A 21144-nucleotide genomic window follows, 5' to 3' on the forward strand; every position below is an offset into this window, starting at 1 on the left:
TTATGAGTAAAGAACAACTGGAATGCAGTTTTTGTGGCCGTAATAAGGCCGATACCAATTTATTAATTGCAGGATTAGACGCGCACATCTGTGATCGTTGTATTGAGCAAGCACATGGTATTGTATTAGAAGATGTCAAGAAAGAAGATGAAACTGGTATCACTAATGCCGAGCTGAAACTGCGCAAGCCACAAGATATTAAAGCTTTTCTTGATGAGTATATCATAGGTCAAGAGTTCACTAAAAAAGTGATGTCTGTCGCCGTTTATAATCACTACAAGAGATTATTACAAGTAGATAACGATGATGATATTGAGATTCAAAAATCCAATATCCTTATGGTAGGACAGACCGGTACTGGTAAAACACTTATTGCCAAAACCATTGCTCGCATGCTTAATGTACCGCTAGCAATAGTTGATGCTACCGTACTTACTGAGGCTGGTTATGTAGGTGAAGACGTAGAAAGTATCTTAACACGTCTCTTACAAGCTGCAGATTATAATCTTGAAAAAGCACAAACCGGAATCGTATTTATCGATGAGATAGATAAAATTGCTCGCAAGAGTGATAATCCATCTATTACTAGAGATGTATCTGGTGAAGGAGTGCAACAAGGACTTCTTAAATTACTAGAAGGAACCGTTGTTAACGTACCGCCTAAAGGTGGTCGTAAGCATCCAGATCAGAAATTTATTGAAGTAAATACAGAGAATATCCTATTTATCGCTGGTGGAGCCTTTGACGGAATAGAAAAAGTGATCCGTAAGCGATTGAATATGCAAGCGGTAGGTTTTAGCGCTAGTATGTCTAATGATGATGTAAAAGATCAAGACAACATCTTGAAATATATCATCCCTAAAGATGTCAAAGATTTTGGGATGATTCCAGAAATCATAGGTCGTTTACCTGTGCTTACACATATGAATCCATTAGATGCAGGTACTTTAAGAGCTATTCTTACAGAACCTAAGAATGCAATTATCAAGCAGTACACGAAGCTTTTTGGCATGGATGATATTACATTCACCATTACAGATGGTGCGCTGGAATACATTGTTGAAAAAGCGATTGAATATAAATTAGGTGCTCGTGGATTACGTTCTCTTTGTGAAGCGATATTTACAGACGCTATGTTTGATTTACCTAGTAGTGATGATAAAGAATTTAAAGTCACTAAAACTTACGCCGAGTCTAAACTCAACAAAAGCGGAATTCAAAAGCAGTTGAAGGCTGTGGTTTAATATCACTTATTTAAATAATAAAAACCTCATCAAATGATGAGGTTTTTTTATGCTAGAATTTGCGACTGCAATCGCAACAACTCTTCCATATAATCTCTAGAATTACTCAATCTAGGAATTTTATGTTGTCCGCCTAATTTGTCTTTTTCTTTGAGCCAGTTGTAGAACAAATCGGGTTGTGCGTCGTGAATTTTAAGCTCTGTAAGTGTGATGTTATTAGCACGTTTAGCTTCATAGTCAGTGTTGACCTGTTGTAGTTCGTGATCCAGTGTGCGAGCAAATTGATGTAAGTCGGCAGGTTTTTGTTCAAACTCGATCATCCACTCGTGAGCACCTTTCTCTTTTCCTTGCATAAAAATGGGTGCTACCGTATAATCTTTAATACTGCATGGCACTTCTTTCATTGTTTTTTTAAGCGCAGCCTCAGCATTTTCTATGATGAGCTCTTCTCCAAAAACGTTAATATGGTGTTTCGTTCTACCAGTGACTTTGATATGATATGGTGCTTTACTCGTAAAACGTACCGTATCACCTATTTTATAACGCCACAAACCACCATTTGTAGTGATTACTATCGCATAGTTCTCTCCTACTTCTACTTGGTCTAAGGTGATGATTTTTTCATCTGGTGTCCCATAAGATTTCATAGGGATGAACTCATAGAAAATCCCGTAATCCAGCATTAACAGCAACTCCTTATTATCATTACTATCTTGTATGGCAAAGAATCCTTCACTGGCATTATAGGTTTCGTAATACTTGATTTTATCGTCTGGCAACAACTTTTTATATTGATCTACATAAGGATCAAAACTCACGCCTCCATGAAAGAACACTTCCATATCAGGCCATACTTCTAAGATATTGTTTTTTCCAGTAGTTTCTAGCACGTTATTCAATAACACCATCATCCATGACGGTACACCAGCAAGACTGGTTACTTTCTCATTAATAGTTTCTCGTACTATGGCTGGCATCTTAGTTTCCCAGTCGGGCATCAATGCTATTTCATTACCTGGTGTAGAACTATAATCTGCCCAAAAAGGCATATTATCTATTAATATAGAACTTAAATCACCAGCACTAGTACCAGCTATTTTATCTAGTTTTTTACTACCACCTAGACGCAAGCCTTTACCTCTAAACAGTTTTGAATTAGGATTATTATTAAGATACATACATAACAAATCCTTTGCCGCTGCATAATGACAATCCTCAAGAGATTCCTGACTTACGGGTATGAATTTACTACGGCTACTAGTGGTACCACTACTCATGGCAAACCATTTAATAGGTGTAGGCCATAAAATGTTGTTTTCACCATTTTTACAACGCTCAATATCATCTTGAACATCATTATAATTTCCTAATGGCACACGGTCTGCAAAATCCCGATAAGACTTCATATCTGCAAAACCATGTTTTTTTCCCACTTCAGTATGACGTGCAAAACGTATCATGTCCATCAACAGATTGTTTTGCAACTCTTGTGGATGCTTCATAAAAAGCTCCATATCATGTATACGTTTCTTAAGAAACCACGATACTACAGAATTGATTAACGGTATAGCCATAAAGCCGAAAAAACTTGGGTATTTTTACCGTACTAAAATACTACTAAAAACATAAAGCGACTATGCTGGTTACAGGAACCTTACGTAAAATGCAGACTGAACTACAAGAAACCGTTCAATACTATTGGGTTTTTAAAGATAACTTTATACATGTTAACCAGCTGCTCGATAAAAAAATCCATATCAAGCATGTCGCAAATGAATGTCTTAATTGCGGCCTGGATAAGAAAATATGGCGTCAGGGATTTTGCTACGATTGTTTTACTAGCGCACCACAAGCTGGCGACTGGATCATGAAACCAGAACTGAGTCGTGCCCATCTAGACGAGGAAGATCGTGATCTAGAATATGAGAAAAAAGTACAGCTTAAACCGCACATCGTTTACCTAGCAAATTCCAGCAATGTAAAAGTAGGTGTCACACGCAAAACGCAAGTACCGACTCGATGGATTGATCAAGGTGCACATGAGGCAATTGCTATTTTAGAAACGCCTAATCGCTACCTAGCTGGAATTGCTGAAGTTGCCCTAAAAGATCACGTAGCAGACAAGACCAATTGGAGAAAAATGTTGACTAATGATATTGTAGATGTTGATTTATTACGCTTTCGCGAAAGCGTCATCGAACACATCCCTGAGGAAGCAAAAGAGTATATTCTAGCTCCAGAAAACGAGATGCATATCAACTTTCCTGTATTACAATACCCAGCAAAGGTAAAAACGGTAAACCTTTCTAAAACACCAGAACACAGCGGAACTGTAAAGGGAATTAAAGGTCAGTACCTTATTTTTGAAGATGGCCACGTCATGAATGTTCGCAGCCATGAAGGTTATGTGGTGGACCTAACGATTGATTAAGACTTTTTCTTTTTAAATAAATTATTTAAAATATTTCCGGCAGCTTCTTTTACTTTATCCTCTGCCTCTTCCTTTGCTTTACCTATAGCGGTAGTGTCTTTAGGTTTTGTAACCGCAGTAGAGTCCTTTACTTGAGTTTGTGTGGTATCGCTAGGTTTTTTATTACCTGTAATTGCATCTTTAATACCATCTAATGGGTTTTTACCACCTAATATATCTGTAACAGCATCGTCGAGTGTTTCTTTACCTTTATCTTTAATACGTGCCGTTTGTATCTCAACGATTTGATTTGTGAGGTTTTTAACGGCAAGATCTAGATTTAAATCAACATTAGGTTTCATAAAGGATCCTGACAACTGTACAGGTATCGGTACTGATATTTTATCAATATCCTCATCACTCAACTTAGACAATAATGCAGCACCATCAGTACCTAAATATCTGGCTGGCACATTTAAATCTAGCTTATAGCTCATATCATTAGTTAAGCTATGTGCTCCACTAGCGGTAATTTTAATATCCTTAATATTAAAATCAAATGGAGTAATTTGAACAGCTCCATCTTTAAAATTAAGCTTAGTCACTAAGTCTGAAAGTTTCAAATCATCTAGATTAATAAAATTAAGGCGATCATCTAGTTTTGCAATTAATGGCGCCTTGTTTTTATCGATTTCTCTAGTTAATAATTGTGCAATAGCATCACCAGTAAGACTACTGATTATAGGTGTAAGGTCATTATTTAGTTGACCATTTAAATTAATCTCTGTATTTATCTTTCCTTTTAATGCCTGTATGATAGGCACTAATTTTTGGAACATTTCAAATCCTTCAAAAGATTGAGCAATATCTAGATCATTCATATCTAGCGCCATGTTAAATAATGGCGTATCACCTTTAGTAGTTACAGATCCATTAAGACCGATGTTACCGTTAAAAATATCTGTAGTGGTATTATTTAGAGTTAGCGTTTCATCCCTAACCAAAGCAAGTCCCTTTACATTAGTCAAAGTGAGATTATCATACAAAACTTTATTTGCGTTAAATGACATATCTGCATTGAGAAATGAAGGTATTTTTATCGCCTCTGTAGTGGCCGCTGCAGAATTAGCACTATTATTTTCAGTAGTCTCAATTTCTGTTTCTGTCATAAAATCAGAAGTGTCGAACTGATTAGAATCGACTTTAAAACTTCCTTTAAGGTCTTGATCTTTAAACAAGAATCCCATTAAATTACTTATCGTACCGTTTGCTGCAAAATCTGTGTTTCCTGTTTTTGCTTTAAAGTTATCGAGTTTGATCCTAGTATTATTCATATCCAGATCTGCACGCTCTATGTAAAGTGGATTTTTCAAATCTGCACTGGCATAATTAAAGTCAGTAAGGCTTGCGGTTCCTTTAGTATTGATATTTTCATAACGTTCTTGTTCTACACTGTTCATGTCAAACTTTGTAGATACGTCTGCTACTAATGTACCGTCTAGATTCATGTCATCTCCCATAGGGAAAGCTTTAGATAGATTCCCTAAATTCAATGTACCATCTAGGTTTAAATCTACTAGCATATTAGTGGTCAAGTTGCGTATTAGCGCGTTTCCTTTCAATCGATCTTGACCTATATTAAAAGCAACATTCCCTATTTTAACATAGGTATCTTCTGCAAGACCTGTTGTATTTTTTATCTGTGTATCAATATCAATTTTAGTAACACTTTGCGGTAAGTCAGGATATTTAAAAGAAGCATTATTAGAGCTAATATTGATATCTAGCTTTGGTATATGCACATCGTCTACCATACCATTAATAACACCATTAACCGTAAAATCACCAGTGGTGGTAATACCGTCCAAATTTTTACGGTAAACCTCAGGAATGACTGCAAAGAAATTTTTAAAATCAGAACTAGGTGTTTTAAACGCTAAGTCTACCATCGTACCATCTTCTACCATTTGCACATAACCGTCGAGGTTTAACTTGAGATCATTAATTAAAGCCTCATTTTCTTGAAGAGTATATTTCTGATTTGCGAGATCCATTAAAATATCTGCATCTAGCTCTACTTGCTGACCAGATAAATATTCTATGTCATCCATGCCGTAAAAAACTTGCGCACTCGTCTGGGTATCTAACGTACTACTGTCTAGAGAGAAATCTCCATTCCCTGAATGTGTCAGGTTCATTAATCTTAATTTATTTTTAGTAGCCACATCTTCATAGCTGAAATCAGTATTGTTAATCTCATAGTGATTTAAATCAAAACTAAAACCTGCAGTCGTATCTTGTGGCTCTTCTACGACAACCGCGGTAGAGTCCACCTTTGCAATATCCCAACTAGCTTTACCATCTTCATTTACTTTAAGTCTCGAGGTCGCGTCATTAATGACTAATTCATTGATATGTATAGGATCAGAAGCATCATTAAATAAATCACCTACTGGTAAATCTAGTTTCACTTCCTTACCATAAAAAAGAGTATCACCTTCAAATGGAGCTTTATTAATAATCGATAATCCATCAATCTGTAATCTAGCATCTGGAAAGGCTCTAAACAAACTCAAATCCACATCTGCAAACTCAACCTGAGCATCTAATGCACCATTAAGTTTGTTTTTGATGATGGTCGCAATTTGGTCTTTAAACAAGAATGGTGCTGCTGCAACAAGTACAACAACTGCGAGTAAAAAGACGCCTAATATTTTTAAAAACTTTTTCATTAATCTATTTTAATTTCTTCTCCTACATCTAATTTAAACAATCTTCTAAATACGTAAACACCCAGATATAATAATGGTGTATCGATCAACGCTACCAATAATTTGAACAAGAAACCAGCACCTAATAACGGCCAGAATCGCTCCCATGGTATCACATTATAGTAACATAACAATAATAACACACTCATAGTGTCAACAAACTGTGAAAATATGGTACTCGCATTATTGCGCAGCCATAACATTTTCCCTTTTGTCAACCGTTTCCAGAAATGATAAATCTGTATATCTACAAACTGAGCAAATAAATAAGCCAACATACTCGCAATAACTGCAATTGTGGTAGCCCCAAAAACCTTATTAAACACATCATCCTGTATGGCCGAAAATCCCGTAGCAGGAGCCATATCTGCCACATAGATAATTCCTAGACTAAATACTGATGCAAAAATTCCTGCAAGTACTAGATCATTTGCTTTACGTCTTCCGTATATCTCACTCACTAAATCTGTTATGAGAAATGTAATCGGATATGGTAATAAACCAACTGATATCTCAAAATTAAATAGCCCTAACGGATTCCAATAAAAAAACTTCTGAAAAATTAGATTAGATACCACTAGCGAACATATAAACAATGCCGCTAGAACTAAATAAATACGATGTGCCTTGCGCAAATCTGCGCCCAAAAGAGTTTTCATATTAATGTAAAAGTAGCTTTTAGGCTGCGTATAATTCCTTAATTTGCTGCAAAATTTTTAGACATCAGTTCAAATCATAACCATAAGATATTCATTGCTTTAGGTAGTAATCTAGGAGATCGTGAGAAGCATCTTCTTGATGCCGCACGACTTATTGAGAGCACACTGGGCTTGATTATTAAAACGGCTCCGGTTTATGAAGTGCCTGCAGCAGGTTTTACTGGCGGGAATTTCTTAAACACTTGTATATTAGTTCACAGTCATAGAAACCCACTAGAGACCATCATCATATTACAACAGATTGAACGTGATCTAGGTCGCGTTCCTAGAAGCGGTGATACTTATGAGGATCGTGTTATAGATTTAGACATATTACTATTTGATGATCAAATTATCAATACTGATTCATTGCAAGTGCCGCATCCTAGAATGGAACAACGTTCATTTGTAATGCAGCCTCTTGCTGCCATAGCTGGTAAAGTATATCATCCAGTATTAAAAAAGAGTATACAAGAAATTACAGATTCCTTAGAGTCATTAGACAGCAAGGTTAGCTTTGAGATTCCGCTTTCGCGAAAGCGTTATCCTATAACTAATATCAATTTTATAGCCATTGAAGGAAACATAGGTTCTGGGAAAACGAGCTTATCTCATAAAATTGCTGAAGACTTTAATGGCAAACAGGTCCTAGAACGATTTGCAGACAATCCATTTCTGCCTCTATTTTATGAAGATACCGAAAGGTATGCATTCCCGCTTGAGATGTCTTTTCTCGCAGATCGCTATCAACAATTAAGTGATGACGTCGCACAACAAGATCTATTTTCAGATTTTACAGTTGCAGATTATTACGTCATCAAATCACTTATTTTCAGTAAAATAACCCTTGAAAAAGAAGAATACTCTCTGTACAAAAGGCTGTTTAATATGATGTATAAAGAGCTGGTAAAACCAGATTTATACATTTATTTATATCAGACAGAAGATCGTTTATTAGAAAATATAAAAAAGCGTGGTCGTGATTATGAGCAAAACATCGAGGCCAGTTACTTATCTCAAATCCAGCAAGGTTATGCAGATTTTATAAGATCTCAACAGGATTTAAAAATTAAAGTTATTGATGTTACAGATCTTGATTTTGTAAATAATCAAGAAGATTATTTAAAAGTACTGGAACAAATTACCTCAGCTATTTAAGAGTTGAGTTTATAGAACAAATCATAGATTACAATTCCTGTACATACTGAGATATTTAAGGAGTGTTTTGTACCATATTGCTCTAGCTCAATGACAGTATCGCAAGCGTCTACAACCTCTTGTTGAACACCTTTCACCTCATTACCCATCACTACAGCTACTTTTTTAGTAGATGGCTTAAAACCGCGCAAAGTGACTGAATCTTCTGCTTGTTCAACAGCACAAGTAGTTACACCTTGCTCATTAAGCTCTTTAATTACATCAATGGTGTGCTCACGATATTCCCAAGCTACCGTTTCTGTTGCGCCCAGTGCCGTTTTTCTAATATCTTTATGTGGTGGTTGCGCTGTGATACCACATAGATATATTTTTTCTACTCGATAAGCATCTGCGCTACGAAAAACAGAACCAATATTATTGAGACTGCGCACATTATCTAATACAATGATGAGCGGTGTTTTATCGCTTTCGCGGAAGCGATCTACCGACAACCGGCCTAATTCTTCATTAAGTAATTTTCTCATATCAAGATGAAAATATTTTTGAAACTAAAAAAGGACTGCTTTCACAGTCCTTTTAGTTTGAATATAAATAGTATTATAAGTTCACTGCAGGACAGTTACAACTCCATCTATCTTTAGTACATAAGAAATCAATTCCTAAAGTAATCTGGTGGAATCCACCACTGGCAAATTTAATTTCACCAAACTGGTAGCTATACGTATAAGCAAATGTAAAATTCTTGTGCTTAATCCCTAATAATGGAGAAAGTAAAGAAAGGTTTTGTTCTTGGATACTGGTTCCATTTACAAACTCTGCTCCATCAAAACTCTGACGGTAAGAAGCTCCTAAATAAAGCACACTCTCGTCGCTCAAGTCATAATATGCTTTTGCATTGAAATCCATAAACTGCTCTTCAGTACGATCTGTACGTTGATATAAGAAAGATGGTTCCCATTGCCATTTTGAATTACGTGGTGCAAAAAGATATCCTAATGTCGCGATGTAACGACGTTGATTAGTGCTTTCAAAACCTTCAGAATAAATTTCGCGATTTTGGAAGATAGCATTCTTCACTGTGAAGTGTGCATAAAATTCTTTATAGAAATAAGAAGCACCTAAATCTACATTAAAGTAAGAATCAGACCTTAAAACTCCAGTGATGATTGGATCGAAGTCTGTTAGGTCAAAATCAGATTCATCTAATCTACTTTGAACAAGACCTACGTTTACACCAAAAGAAAGTCTATTAAGGTCTTCAAATCCACCACCTATTTGTAGGTGATAAGCATATGAAATGTATCCACCCGTTTGAGAGTGATAACCATTTTTATCATTAAATAGAATAGCTCCAATACCGCTATTTTCACCTATTGCTGTATTAAAACTGAGTGTCTGTAAATTAGGAGCATCTTCTTGATCAAACCACTGCTGTCTGATAGTAGACCTAACTTTACCACAACTAGCGGCACCTGCCATCGATGGATGTAACAAGTAATAGTTGTCTGTTAAGTAATCCAGATATACTGGTACACCTTCTTGAGCTAACGCAAACTGACTGCTAAACGCTAGTGCCAGTACAATTAAAATTTTTCTCATGTTCTATTAAGTCTATTCTATCTCTTTAACGCAAAATGTCCACCAAATGTTTTATTGCTTCCGTTTTCTATGTATTCCACCTGGAACCAATAATCGGATGATGGTAACGGTTGACCATTATAAAAACCATCCCATCCTATACCGGAAGGATTCATTTGTTTAAGCAGTTTTCCGTATCGGTCAAATATATAAATTTTTGTAGTAGGTTCATTGTTAATTCCAATGATGTTCCAAGTATCATGGTAACCATCGTTGTTAGGCGTGAAATAGCGTGGATAACCGATGACATCGATAGGGATTTCTACTGTGTTACAACCGTCTAAATCCTGTATAAATACCACATGCGGTCCTGGTGTAACGTCCTCAAAAAAGCCATTATATTGCCATGGACCATCATCAACGCTAAAAATATATTGTGTTGCAGGTCCTTGAGCAAAGGCTTCTATTCTATGAACTTCATCAAAATATCGAGATGTTACCTCGGCACCAAAACTATCTGGCGGACCTAATTGTCTTACCTCTGTAGTTTGAGAACTATTACATCCTGTAGTCGTATCTGTAGCTGTTACCGTATACATTCCTACCATAGTAGCTGTAAGTGTCGCACCTGTTTCAGCTGGCAACACATTACCGTCTAACGACCAGCTAAAACTTAATCCTGTAACTGATAATGTCGTGTCTAATGTAGGTGGTGAATTATCTGTGTTTAAAACATTACCGTTACCATCAAGACATAAATAGTACAAATCAAACATTTGTGGGACTGGCACTTCATTTACAACAATATTAAAACTTGTTGTATTGAAACATCCAGTAGTGTTTTCTACTCTTACATAAACAGTCTGCAGCGATGATGAATTATCAAAACTCGTAGGATTTCCTATAGCATTTGAACCGGCATCTGCGTCAGCTTGTGAGTTATGATAGGTTAATGTAATTCCCGTTTGCCCATTTAAAACTGCAGTCTCATTATCTGTCAGGTTAAAGGTTTCGGTAAGATCACCTGTGTTATTATCATCACATAATATTAAATCTGGTGCCGTTGCAGCCTGTGGCGCATCAATAACCTCAAGATTTAACGTTGTATAATTTTCACAACCTGTTACATTATCTTCTACAACAACAAATACCGTTTGTGGATTTACAGTATTAGTGTAAGAACCAGTTAATTCATTCATCCTATTATCGGCATCTAGCTGTGTGGCATAATAGAAAACAGTATAAGAAGTATTACCACCAGTTATTTCACTATCTCTTGTCGCCAAATCAAAAGAAGTAAATCCATCAATTGTATTATCATCACAAAGATCATATAAGGCTGGCGCAATAACTACCGGTAAGTCATTAACGACCAGTTCAAAAGTTGTATCTGTATTAACACAATTAGTCAGCGCGTCTATGAGTCTCACATAAATAGTCTGTGGATTAGATGTGTTTGTATAACCATTAGTAGGCAACTCATTGACACCTATATCAGCATCTGCTTGCGTGCTGTAATAACTGACAAGGACATTTGCTTGTCCATTCATAATTTCTGTATCCTTATCGCTTAAAGCGAAAACCGTAGTATTAGGATCTATAGTGCTACATGATTCAAAATCTGTTATTGTAGGAGCGACTGGTGAAGGATTAAGAATTAAATTAAAACTAGCAGTATCTGCACAATTACTATCTGTATTTAATTCTACTCGACCATAAATAGTCTCTGGCGTTGTCGTATTAGTATATATTGGTCCTACAGGATTAACACCAGCGTCTGCATCTGCCTGAGTAAGGTGGTAAGTAACCGTTACAGATCCAGCAGCATTAGTTCCTGCCATGTCTGCGTCCTGTGTACTTAAGTCAAAATCAAAGAAACCATCATTATCAACATCACAAGCGATCATATCCATTGGCGTTCCTGCTGATATGGTTGCTATAATGAGATCAAACTCTTCAACAGACGCACAGTTAAATGCGTTTTCTTCTATGCGTACATATACAGTTTGTGGATTTGCGGTGTTTGAATAAGTTGATGGGTTAGGAATCGGGTTGATACCAGCTTCAGCATCAGACTGAGACTCATAATAACTTACGGTATGGTCTGCTGCAGCTAACGCACCTAAAGCTTCAGAAGTTTTAGACGTTAAATCAAAAACAGCAGTTCCACCAGAACCACAAGCTTGCATATCTGTAGGTGTAGAAGAATTAGGACTGATAAATTCTAGAAACACACTCGCTATCGTACTACAAGATGCCGTATAATTAATATCTACAGAATAATTCCCTGTGGTGGTTGCTGTATATGTTGCATTAGTAGCACCAGGAATTGGTGCCGCATTACGATTCCATTGATAACTCATGGCAGCACCAGCTACAGATGCGTCTAATGTATATTGATCTCCTTCACAAAGCGGATTTGAACCTACTAAAGTTCTATCCAGACCCAAATCTGCTCCAATATCAAAACTTCCTCCTGCGATGAAAACAGCGGAGTCGTAAATTCGATCACTAGGTGGAGAACTTTGATCAGAATCTCCTATGACCAATTTAATAGTATAATTTCTACCTGCAACAACAGAACTTTGAGCTCTTAAAACTACTGTTCTCCCGTTAAATTGCGTTGGACTTGTTGAACCTTGAGGAAGTATATTATATCTATCAAAATATTGTTCATTAATAGCTGGGCATGATCCTGGTACTGCTGGATGAATATTTGTAACTCGAATGGGCTCAGTTGTGCCCGGAAGAACTGCAAGATTAGTAGTTGTATTTGTTACAGTATCTGTTAAGAGAAATGCAAACGCATCTGAAAAAGTACATTCAAAACCTCCATCATATTCTTCACTAGCAAACAAAAACTCAAAAGACATAAAACCTGCCTGTGGCACAAAATCAAAAGACATCCATGTCACATCAGTTGAATTAACCGCAGGTGTACTTCCAGCCAAAGCATTATCTAAATCTGAATCACTAGCGGTTCCTAATTGATCAGACAAAGTAGGTTCCTCGATACCATTAACGTAATTAGGCCCTATGGCATTTGGGGCATGCCCAGTGGAAAGAATAATTCCTTCACGAATAGGAAAACCAGAAGAGTTGTGTTGAAAATAAGCTATCCCATTTTCATTAGGTCCAGCTCCGGTACTCCAGGCGATATTTCTAACACCTGCACAAGTGCTGTTCACAAGAACATCTTCAACGAGCTCAATATTGGTATAAGTTGTATTGTCTACTATTATTTGAGCATTTGAAAAAACACAAAGACCTAGTAGAAGTAATAAAAGGGCTGCTTTTTTCATTTCTTCTTAACTAATAAAAAGTAAATATATGGTTTTAAGAATAACTTAACGGCTTAAAGATGACACTATCAATAGAATCAATGACTTCTTTAAGTTACTATCTACATGACGCATCGTATCTTTGTAGCTTATAAGAGAACGATCATGGATTCACATACAATTACTATTACACCTACTACTAATGAGGCGATCATTAAATTTGAAAGCAATCATTTTCTAGTTAAAAATGAAAGCTATGAATTTAAGAACATTGATGACGCAAAACCATCACCGCTAGCGCAGCAATTATTCTATTTACCGTTTGTAAAAACCGTTTATATCACTCAAAATTTTATAGCTATAGAGCGCTATGACATTATTGAATGGAGCGACGTACAAGATGAAGTAAAAGAGCAAATAGAAAATTACTTGAATAGTGATGCACCGCTTTTAAATATAGAAAGTACACAAAAGAAAGTTCCGGTAACCGTGTATGCTGAGGCTACTCCTAATCCTTCAGTAATGAAGTTTGTGGCTAATAAGAAGCTAGTAGTGAATAGCACAGAATTTAAATCCATTGCTGACACGGCAGACAACACACTGGCGCGTCAATTATATAATTTCCCTTTTGTAAAAGAAATCTATGCCGATGAGAATTATGTATCCATTCAGAAACATGATATTGCATCTTGGGATGAAGTAACCTTTGAAATACGTTCTTTTATTAAAGAAGCTATAGAAAATGGTGCTGAGATAGGATCTTCAAAACATGAAGCCGGAACAGTTAAAAAAGAAGGTGAAAACATAGAGCTACCTAAATTCGAAAATCTAGATGATGTCTCTAAAAAAGTGGTAGAAATACTAGATGAGTACATCAAACCTGCTGTAGCGAGTGATGGTGGTAACATCGTCTTTGACAGTTATGATGAAAACACTAAAGAGGTAAAGGTTATTTTACAAGGTGCCTGTAGCGGTTGCCCATCATCTACCATGACTTTGAAAAGCGGTATAGAAACAATGTTGCGTGATATGTTACCTGGTAAGGTAGATCGAGTGATGGCTATAAATGGCTAATAAATCTGTCAATCATCTTTAAAATTTGTTATTAATCCAGTTATGTTTTTAGCTAGCTGATTTTAAAATCGATTTTAAAATTTTACTTATCTTTTGAATCTAATTAATTTAAAAAGATATAATTATGGCAATTTTAAAAGTAATTGAAGTATTAGCAAATAGTGATAGCAGTTGGGAAGACGCAACTAATAAAGCGGTAGAACAAGCCTCAAAGAGTGTTAAAAATATAAGATCTGTCTATGTAAATGAGCAAAGCGCTCAAGTAAAAGACGGAAAAGTATCTGAATACAGAGTGAATGTAAAAATTACTTTTGAAGTAAAGTAAAATATTTCAAAAATATAGATTAAACCTTATTAAATATTATAAGTCTTAATTCAAAGTAATAATACGACTCTATTGGTATAATTATTGTTCAAACAATGTAAAATCAAAAACTATGAAACATACATTTTTAGCTCTATTCATTCTTTGTTCACTTTTAATTGATGCACAAGTTGGAGATGCTTATACTACCGGAATTAACTTTGAAGTTTTTCAAAGTGGTGTTCAATTAAAAGCTGGAAACTTTGATAATGAAATTAAAGGAACTAGATATCTCAATGATGAATATGTTATGGGTTCTTTAGAAATTGATGGACAATCTCAAGGATTTTTTCTCAAATATGACATCTATTCAGACTCATTTCTTTTTTCTACATCAAAGACAACTGTAGATGATAAGTACCTTACCCGTAATCCAGAATTAGTCATTAAATTAAATGGTAAAACATTTCAATATTTTGACTTTGGCAATGAGCATGATGGATATTATGAAATTGTTGGCGACATTGATTCCGATAAAAAATTATTGATTAAGCATGGTAAAACTCTTATTGAACCTCAACAAGCGTACAACACTGGTTATGCTAAAGCGGACAAACCTAAGTTAATAACTACCACTGCTTATTTTATTTTAAATAAGGAGAATCATTTAACTGAGGTAGAAAACCATAAAAAGCGTATTCTTAGATCTATTTCTGATAAAAAAAATGAAAAATTAGTTAAGTCATTTATTAAAACAGAAGATTTAGATTTTAATGAAGATGGTAAGTCTCTATTGAAAGTTCTATCTTATTATTATAATCTTTAATCTATCCTGCCTTAAACTCTTTAAGGTAAAAAGGTTCAAAATAAGCGACATCAACAGTGTCGCTTTTTTTATACTTTAAAAGAGCAGTATCGCACATCGTTATTGCTGTAGGATTAGAAGTTACATATCGATGTGCAGGTTCTTTAATCAGATCCTCAAATTTCTCTACACCAGTACCTATGAAAGTAATGGTTCCGCTTTCGCGAAAGCGAGAAAAAGAATCTTCATCTAATACAACCGCTTTAGTAGTTTCTACAAGCTCTTTACCTTGATACACTGAAGCGTAAACCTCCATACGTCTTGCATCTAACATGGCGATAGTATAATCACTTGGTAACGTATTTTGCAAGCTTAAAGACTCTAAAGTATTGATCGCAATCATAGGAATATCTAAAGCATAACACATGCCTTTTACACTAGCAACACCGATACGTAGACCGGTATAGGAACCTGGTCCTTCACTAACGGCTATGGCGTCTAGATCTTGAACGGTTAAGTTATTGCGCTTAAGTAAGTCATCTATAAAAACATGTAAACGTTCTCCATGAGAATAACTAGAGCTATTATCTTCTATAAAATCAGCACAATGTGCTACCTGATATGAATTTGCGTTTGTGACACTAGTATCATCACTAGCCAGTGCTACTGAACAATTTGTAGAAGAAGTCTCTACACAAAGAATGAGCGCCATATTATTCTTTCTCTACAGTTTCTTCCTTACTCTTCTCAGTATTGATGAGATCACCAGTCTTAAGCTCTTTAGTAACGGTACGATATGGTCCCGTAATAATTTCTTCGCCTTCTTTAAGACCGGTAAGGATTACGATGTTTTTATCATCTTGTATACCTGTAGTAACCACGCGCAGTTTTGCTTTATCACCAGACTTTACATAAACACACTCATACTTTTCAGCATCTAACTCAATATCTGAGCGTCTTTTATTTTCAGTAGTATCATTTTTCACAACGATAGAACTTATAGGCACCGCAATAGCGTCTTTCTTTTCTCGTGTGATAATATCAACGGTAGCTGTCATTCCAGGTTTAAACGGACTGTAATTCTCTGGCTTACCTTCTGTAAGATCTGTATAGGATTTTGGAAGGATACGTACTTTAACTTTAAAATTAGTAACCTGATCTGCAGACAGCTGGCCTGTAGCCGTGTTTGCAATTTCAGTTACTTCACCTTCAAACTTTTTCTTTAAATAAGCATCTACTTCTACAATAGCTTTATCGCCTACAGCAATTTTAACGATGTCATTTTCATTAACATCTACTTCAACTTCCATTTGCGAAAGATCTGCAACACGTAGTAACTCTGTACCAGCCATTTGTTGAGTTCCTACCACACGCTCACCTAACTCAACGGCAAGTAACGATATGGTACCTGTCATGGGTGCATATATACTTGTACGACCTAGATTATCTGATGCTTCATTTACAGTTGCTCCTGCACTTTGTACCGTAAAATAAGCAGATCTTTCAGATGCTTTTGCCCTATCATATGCAGCGATAGCCGCGTCAAAATCTGATTGTGAGATCACACCTTTCTCAAATAAGGTAGCACTACGACCATAATTTGCTTTTGCCTCAACCAGTGATGCTTTTGCCTGTTCAAAACCAGCTTTAGCATTTGCGAGTCCAGCTCGAGAACGACTAACACTAGATTGTAATAAATCTGGATTGATACGTGCTAGAAGATCTCCTTTTTTAACAGCTTGTCCTTCTCTTATAGGTAATTCAATAATCTCACCAGGAACTTCTGGAGAGATACTTACTTCAATCTCTGGCTTAATTTTACCAGTCGCACTTACGGTTTCTATGATGTCCATTTTTTCAATGGACATTACTTCTACCGTTTTCCCTTTATCCTTACCACCTATTACACCAACAGCTTTGAGTCCAAAGTACCCGATGACAGCTATTCCAATAAGGATTAATATAATAAGTAATGGTTTTTTCATGGTTTTAGAGTTTTAAATCTTCTGGTGCAATTCCTGTAAATAATTCAAGAACTTTAAGTTTAAAGATGTAGTCGTATTTACTGCGCAGTAGACTGCTTTGCGCATTAGTCAATTGTGTTTGCGACTGGTTAAAGTCAAAGGCATTCATTAACCCAACATTATAGCGTTCTTGTGCATATTCATATGCTAGCTCTCTTGCTTCTAATGCTTTTTGAGCACTTTGATAAGTCAGTCTTGAACCTTGAGCATCGTTATATGCTTGATAAATATTTTGTTTTAAATCTAGTTTTGCTTGAGTTTCTTGTAAACGGTTATTCTCTACATTGAGCTTACTGCGTTTAACATTATTAGAAACCGACCAACCATTGAATATAGGAAGGTTTAAACTTAGTCCGTATGATATACCATCGTTTAATGATAACTGATCAAAGAATGCTAGATTTAATCGATCGCTCTCACGAGTATTGTAGTTGAAAAAGGCATTAACTGTTGGAAGTCTCGCACCTTTAGCAATTTTCAAGTCTTGTTCTGCAAGAGCGGTATTTTGCTCTGCTATTTTAATTTCAAAACGATTTTTAGTAGCTGCGTCATAAATACCATCTGCACCTTGATCTAAAATTAGTGCCGAAGGATCACTCAAATCAGGATCTGCAACGTCAAAGTTTTTAAAGTCATCTAAGTTTAAAATTTGTGCAAGAGTGATGCGAGAGATAACCACATTATTTTGGGCTGCAAGGATTTGCTGTTCCTCATTTGCAAATGTAGCTTGCACTTCTAATACATCTCCTCGTGGAAGTGAACCTGCATCTACTAGCTGTTGTGTTTGCTCTAATTGCTTTGCAGTTAACTGGTGTTGTGTTTCTAATTGCTTTAAATTTTCTTTATTGAAAAGAACGTTTAAATAACTGTTAGCTACGTTCAATAAAATATTGTCCTCTAACTGCTCTGCACTGTATTGAGTGGCTAGAATATTCATTTTTGCACGTTGATGACGATAAGCGTTACGCATACCATTGAATAACGTTACACCAGAATTAATTCCATAGGACGAGTTACGTGTTGTTTGCGTTTGTAAAACACCAGTAACTACGTTTTGTGTAAGACCTGTATTCCATGAATTACTAGCGCTCGCATTAAGACTAGGTAAGAAAGCACCTAAGGCATCCTTTTTATCTAGTTGTGCTTGCTCGATATTTAAATCTGCCTGCTTTATATTGATGTTGTTTTCTATTGCATAATTCACGCACTCTTGAAGAGTCCATGATTTTGTTTGTTGCGCTTTCGCGAAAGCGAAACTTAAAACTGCAATACTACAGATGATAATTTTTTTCATTCTCATAACTTCCTATATGATATGTATGTGTTTCTATTAAAATGTTACAAAAAAGTTTATCCGCCGTATCCACCACGACCGGTAGGTGCTTTAAGAGCATTCCAAACTTTAATGTTATCACCTTCATTTACTCCAGAAAGGACTTCAACATCGATACCGTTACTTAATCCTAGTTCTATATCACGTCTTTCAAATTCTTGATCACCGACTGCCACTTCTACAAAAGGTTTTTTAGTTTCTGGATCATATTGAACTAGAGCTTCTTTAATACTTAAAACCTGATCTCTTTTATCCAGTATTATACTCGCATTTGCACTTAAACCTGCTCTAATAAAGGTGGAGTCTCGGGCTGCTTTAAGAGTTCCTTTTATCGCAAATTGAATGGCTCCATTCTCTGCGATACCTTTAGGGGCAACATAATCTAGCACGGCATCAAATTTCTTATTATCAAAAGCTCCCACGGTAATCTCTAATGGCAGACCTTCTTTAATTTTACCTACTTCACTTTCATCTACCTTACCTTCAAATATCATTTTATTAACGTCTGCAATTACTGCGATAGATGTTCCTTCATTAAAGTTGTTTGCCTCGATAACTTGATTACCTTCTTTTACCGGTACATCTAGCACCATACCAGATACAGTAGCACGTATAGCGGTTTGTGCATAATTACCCAATCCTGCGGTTGTTCCTGTTCTAATGATATCATAGTTTTGCTGTGAACTGGTAAGATTTACTTGTTCTTGCTTTAAACGTTGAAGTGCGTTATTGTAAGCATTCTGTGCCAGGTCAAATTCATTTGCGGCGATAACTCCTTTATCAAAAAGAGTTTTCTGTCTGTTATAGATAGCTTTTTGATTATCTAAAGCAAGTTTTGCAGTTTCTACAGCAGTTCTAGCTCCAGAGATATTGTTTTTTGCATTAGTTAAAGATGAAACATTAGGCACGACTTTAATGTCTGCTATTAAATCTCCTGCCTTAACAAAGTCACCTGCCTCTACATGGATTTTATCGATCACTCCAGAAATATTAGGTTTAATATTCACCTCTTCTTTAGGTACAATACTACCTGTAGCGACTGTTTCTTTGATGATCGTCTCCTTAGTAGGCTGCTCAGTGGTATAAGTGATAGGATCTTCTAAATCTTTTTGATAGATGTAAAAAATCCCTGCTGTTGCAAGTAGCAGTATGATGATCAATGTAATTACGGTTCCTGTACGTTTCATTATGGTTACTTAGTTATTAGTCGGTTCTTAAAGCGTCTACTGGTTTCATTTGAGTAGCACGTGATGCTGGTATAAATCCAGCGAGTAATCCTGCGATGATTAAAATGATAAGCGCGATGATAATCACGGTAATATTTACACTAGGATTTGCAAAGTTTTCTACGGGTCCACTTTGATCTAATATATAATTCATGACCCAAATTAATCCTGCAGCAGCAGCAATACCTGCTAATCCAGAGACAATGGTTAACACTAGTGATTCTTGTAAGATTTGTGATTTGATATCCCATGGCGATGCGCCTAAGGCACGGCGTACACCTATCTCATTAGTACGTTCTTTTACCACTATAAGCATGATATTACTGATACCTATTCCTCCAGAAAGTAAAACCAGTGCGCCCACAAAATAGCCTACAAAACCTAAAATATCGAAAAGCCCAGTAAAGCGAGCAAAAATCTCTGCTTTATCAAAGTTCCCAATCGCTCTTTGATCATCTGGATGAACACCTCGTTGTTCTCTCATGATAGATAAAACCTGAGGCTTTAATGAGGTGATACTTGTGTGATCATATGCCGTGATAGCCATCCAACCTACATTATTCCCAGTATTAAATGCGTTTGCAAAGCTGGTGAATGGTATAAATATATTGTTTGCCTCTTCTTCACTATCACCTTGTGTATTGGGATTTTGAAATACACCGACTACTTTAAAGTTGACTCCATTAATTTTAATATAGGTCCCTATAGGCTCTTCACCGATATCGTATAAAGATTTAACAACATCAGTTCCTATCACTGCGGTTTTCATTTTTGCATTGATATCAGAGTAGTTGAGCCATCTACCTTTAATAATATCCATGTACTCTTGGTGAATATATTCTGGATAATCTCCATAGATTCCAAAGGCGCCAGTTTTTTCATTTCTGGTTACATTGTTAGCACCACGGAAACCGCCCAATTGTAATCTAGGTGAAACATATTGTAATGCAGGAATATTTTGTTTGAGCGCTTCAACATCTTCTAATTTAAATTGTACAGGACGACCTTTATTAAGGCCTTTATAAGCCATTGAGGTACTTTGTCCCCACATGAACATAGAGTTTGTCGCTCCGTTTGCAAAACCGGTGGTTACACCTGTCCTTAAGCCATTTGTTAGTGCTAACAACGCTACTAAAATGAATATTCCCCAAAATACTCCAAACGCAGTTAAAAATGTACGTAGCTTATTAGCATTAAGTGCTTCAAGTATTTCATTCCATCGATCTCTACTAAACATA

Annotated in this window: 17 protein-coding genes; 6 read left to right on the top strand and 11 right to left on the bottom strand. The window is 36.0% G+C overall.

All coding sequences use genetic code 11. The annotated features are described in order from the left end of the window. Positions 1-2: 2 nt before the first annotated feature. A complete protein-coding gene (gene clpX, locus ACJJVI_RS04705) occupies positions 3-1244 on the top strand; it encodes an ATP-dependent Clp protease ATP-binding subunit ClpX (protein WP_405350729.1) in 1242 nt (413 codons plus the stop codon). A gap of 47 nt (positions 1245-1291) precedes the next feature. Here clpX and ACJJVI_RS04710 read toward each other — a convergent pair whose 3' ends face one another. Then, positions 1292-2818, bottom strand: a complete 1527-nt coding sequence (locus tag ACJJVI_RS04710; RefSeq protein ID WP_405350732.1) for a GH3 auxin-responsive promoter family protein — start codon at positions 2816-2818, stop codon at positions 1292-1294. A 62-nt stretch (positions 2819-2880) separates the two neighbouring features. Here ACJJVI_RS04710 and ACJJVI_RS04715 point away from each other — a divergent pair, with 62 nt between their 5' ends. Further along, complete coding sequence (locus tag ACJJVI_RS04715) at positions 2881-3675, top strand: DUF2797 domain-containing protein (RefSeq protein WP_405350735.1); 795 nt, start codon at positions 2881-2883, stop codon at positions 3673-3675. Here ACJJVI_RS04715 and ACJJVI_RS04720 read toward each other — a convergent pair. Then, entirely contained in the window at positions 3672-6386 is a 2715-nt protein-coding gene (locus ACJJVI_RS04720; protein ID WP_405350738.1) for an AsmA-like C-terminal region-containing protein, read from the bottom strand. The two genes, ACJJVI_RS04715 and ACJJVI_RS04720, sit on opposite strands and share 4 nt — an antisense overlap. Beyond that, positions 6386-7084 carry a queuosine precursor transporter gene (locus ACJJVI_RS04725; protein ID WP_036583723.1) on the bottom strand — a complete coding sequence of 233 codons (699 nt, stop codon included), beginning with the start codon at positions 7082-7084 and terminating at the stop codon, positions 6386-6388. The genes ACJJVI_RS04720 and ACJJVI_RS04725 overlap by 1 nt, the downstream gene beginning before the upstream one ends. 93 nt (positions 7085-7177) lie before the next feature. On the opposite strand from ACJJVI_RS04725, the gene folK reads away from it, so the two are divergent. After that, entirely contained in the window at positions 7178-8281 is a 1104-nt protein-coding gene (folK, locus tag ACJJVI_RS04730; protein WP_405352603.1) for a 2-amino-4-hydroxy-6-hydroxymethyldihydropteridine diphosphokinase, read from the top strand. Here the strand turns inward: folK and ACJJVI_RS04735 are convergent. The 3 genes from ACJJVI_RS04735 to ACJJVI_RS04745 form a co-directional block, all read right to left on the bottom strand. Then, entirely contained in the window at positions 8278-8805 is a 528-nt protein-coding gene (locus ACJJVI_RS04735) for an RNA methyltransferase (RefSeq protein ID WP_405350742.1), read from the bottom strand. The two genes, folK and ACJJVI_RS04735, sit on opposite strands and share 4 nt — an antisense overlap. Positions 8806-8878: 73 nt before the next feature. Next, the gene (locus ACJJVI_RS04740; protein WP_036583716.1) at positions 8879-9880 is read right to left on the bottom strand and encodes a type IX secretion system membrane protein PorP/SprF; all 1002 of its coding nucleotides are present in this window, start codon (positions 9878-9880) and stop codon (positions 8879-8881) included. 17 nt (positions 9881-9897) lie between these two features. Then, positions 9898-13161, bottom strand: coding sequence for a choice-of-anchor L domain-containing protein (locus tag ACJJVI_RS04745; protein WP_405350746.1), 3264 nt, complete (start codon positions 13159-13161; stop codon positions 9898-9900). A gap of 144 nt (positions 13162-13305) precedes the next feature. Here ACJJVI_RS04745 and ACJJVI_RS04750 point away from each other — a divergent pair, with 144 nt between their 5' ends. From ACJJVI_RS04750 to ACJJVI_RS04760, 3 genes are all read left to right on the top strand, one after another. Further along, positions 13306-14214, top strand: coding sequence for a NifU family protein (locus tag ACJJVI_RS04750; protein ID WP_042269056.1), 909 nt, complete (start codon positions 13306-13308; stop codon positions 14212-14214). A gap of 124 nt (positions 14215-14338) precedes the next feature. After that, positions 14339-14539 (top strand): dodecin family protein, encoded by a 201-nt coding sequence (locus ACJJVI_RS04755; RefSeq protein ID WP_036583709.1) that lies wholly within the window; start codon positions 14339-14341, stop codon positions 14537-14539. 112 nt (positions 14540-14651) lie between these two features. After that, complete coding sequence (locus tag ACJJVI_RS04760) at positions 14652-15344, top strand: hypothetical protein (protein ID WP_042244800.1); 693 nt, start codon at positions 14652-14654, stop codon at positions 15342-15344. Between the two features lies 1 nt (position 15345). Here the strand turns inward: ACJJVI_RS04760 and tsaB are convergent, their stop codons facing one another. The 5 genes from tsaB to ACJJVI_RS04785 are packed head-to-tail and all read right to left on the bottom strand — an operon-like array spanning position 15346 to position 21143. Next, entirely contained in the window at positions 15346-16035 is a 690-nt protein-coding gene (gene tsaB / locus ACJJVI_RS04765; RefSeq protein ID WP_042269058.1) for a tRNA (adenosine(37)-N6)-threonylcarbamoyltransferase complex dimerization subunit type 1 TsaB, read from the bottom strand. 1 nt (position 16036) lies between these two features. After that, positions 16037-17308 (bottom strand): efflux RND transporter periplasmic adaptor subunit, encoded by a 1272-nt coding sequence (locus tag ACJJVI_RS04770; RefSeq protein ID WP_036583703.1) that lies wholly within the window; start codon positions 17306-17308, stop codon positions 16037-16039. Positions 17309-17312: 4 nt separating this feature from the next. Continuing rightward, complete coding sequence (locus ACJJVI_RS04775) at positions 17313-18641, bottom strand: TolC family protein (protein ID WP_036585263.1); 1329 nt, start codon at positions 18639-18641, stop codon at positions 17313-17315. Between the two features lie 56 nt (positions 18642-18697). Beyond that, entirely contained in the window at positions 18698-19867 is a 1170-nt protein-coding gene (locus ACJJVI_RS04780) for an efflux RND transporter periplasmic adaptor subunit (RefSeq protein ID WP_405350753.1), read from the bottom strand. A gap of 16 nt (positions 19868-19883) precedes the next feature. Beyond that, a complete protein-coding gene (locus ACJJVI_RS04785) occupies positions 19884-21143 on the bottom strand; it encodes an ABC transporter permease (protein ID WP_405350756.1) in 1260 nt (419 codons plus the stop codon). Between the last annotated feature and the right edge of the window lies 1 nt (position 21144).

This window comes from Nonlabens sp. Asnod3-H03, assembly GCF_045063665.1.
Taxonomy (GTDB): domain Bacteria; phylum Bacteroidota; class Bacteroidia; order Flavobacteriales; family Flavobacteriaceae; genus Nonlabens; species Nonlabens ulvanivorans.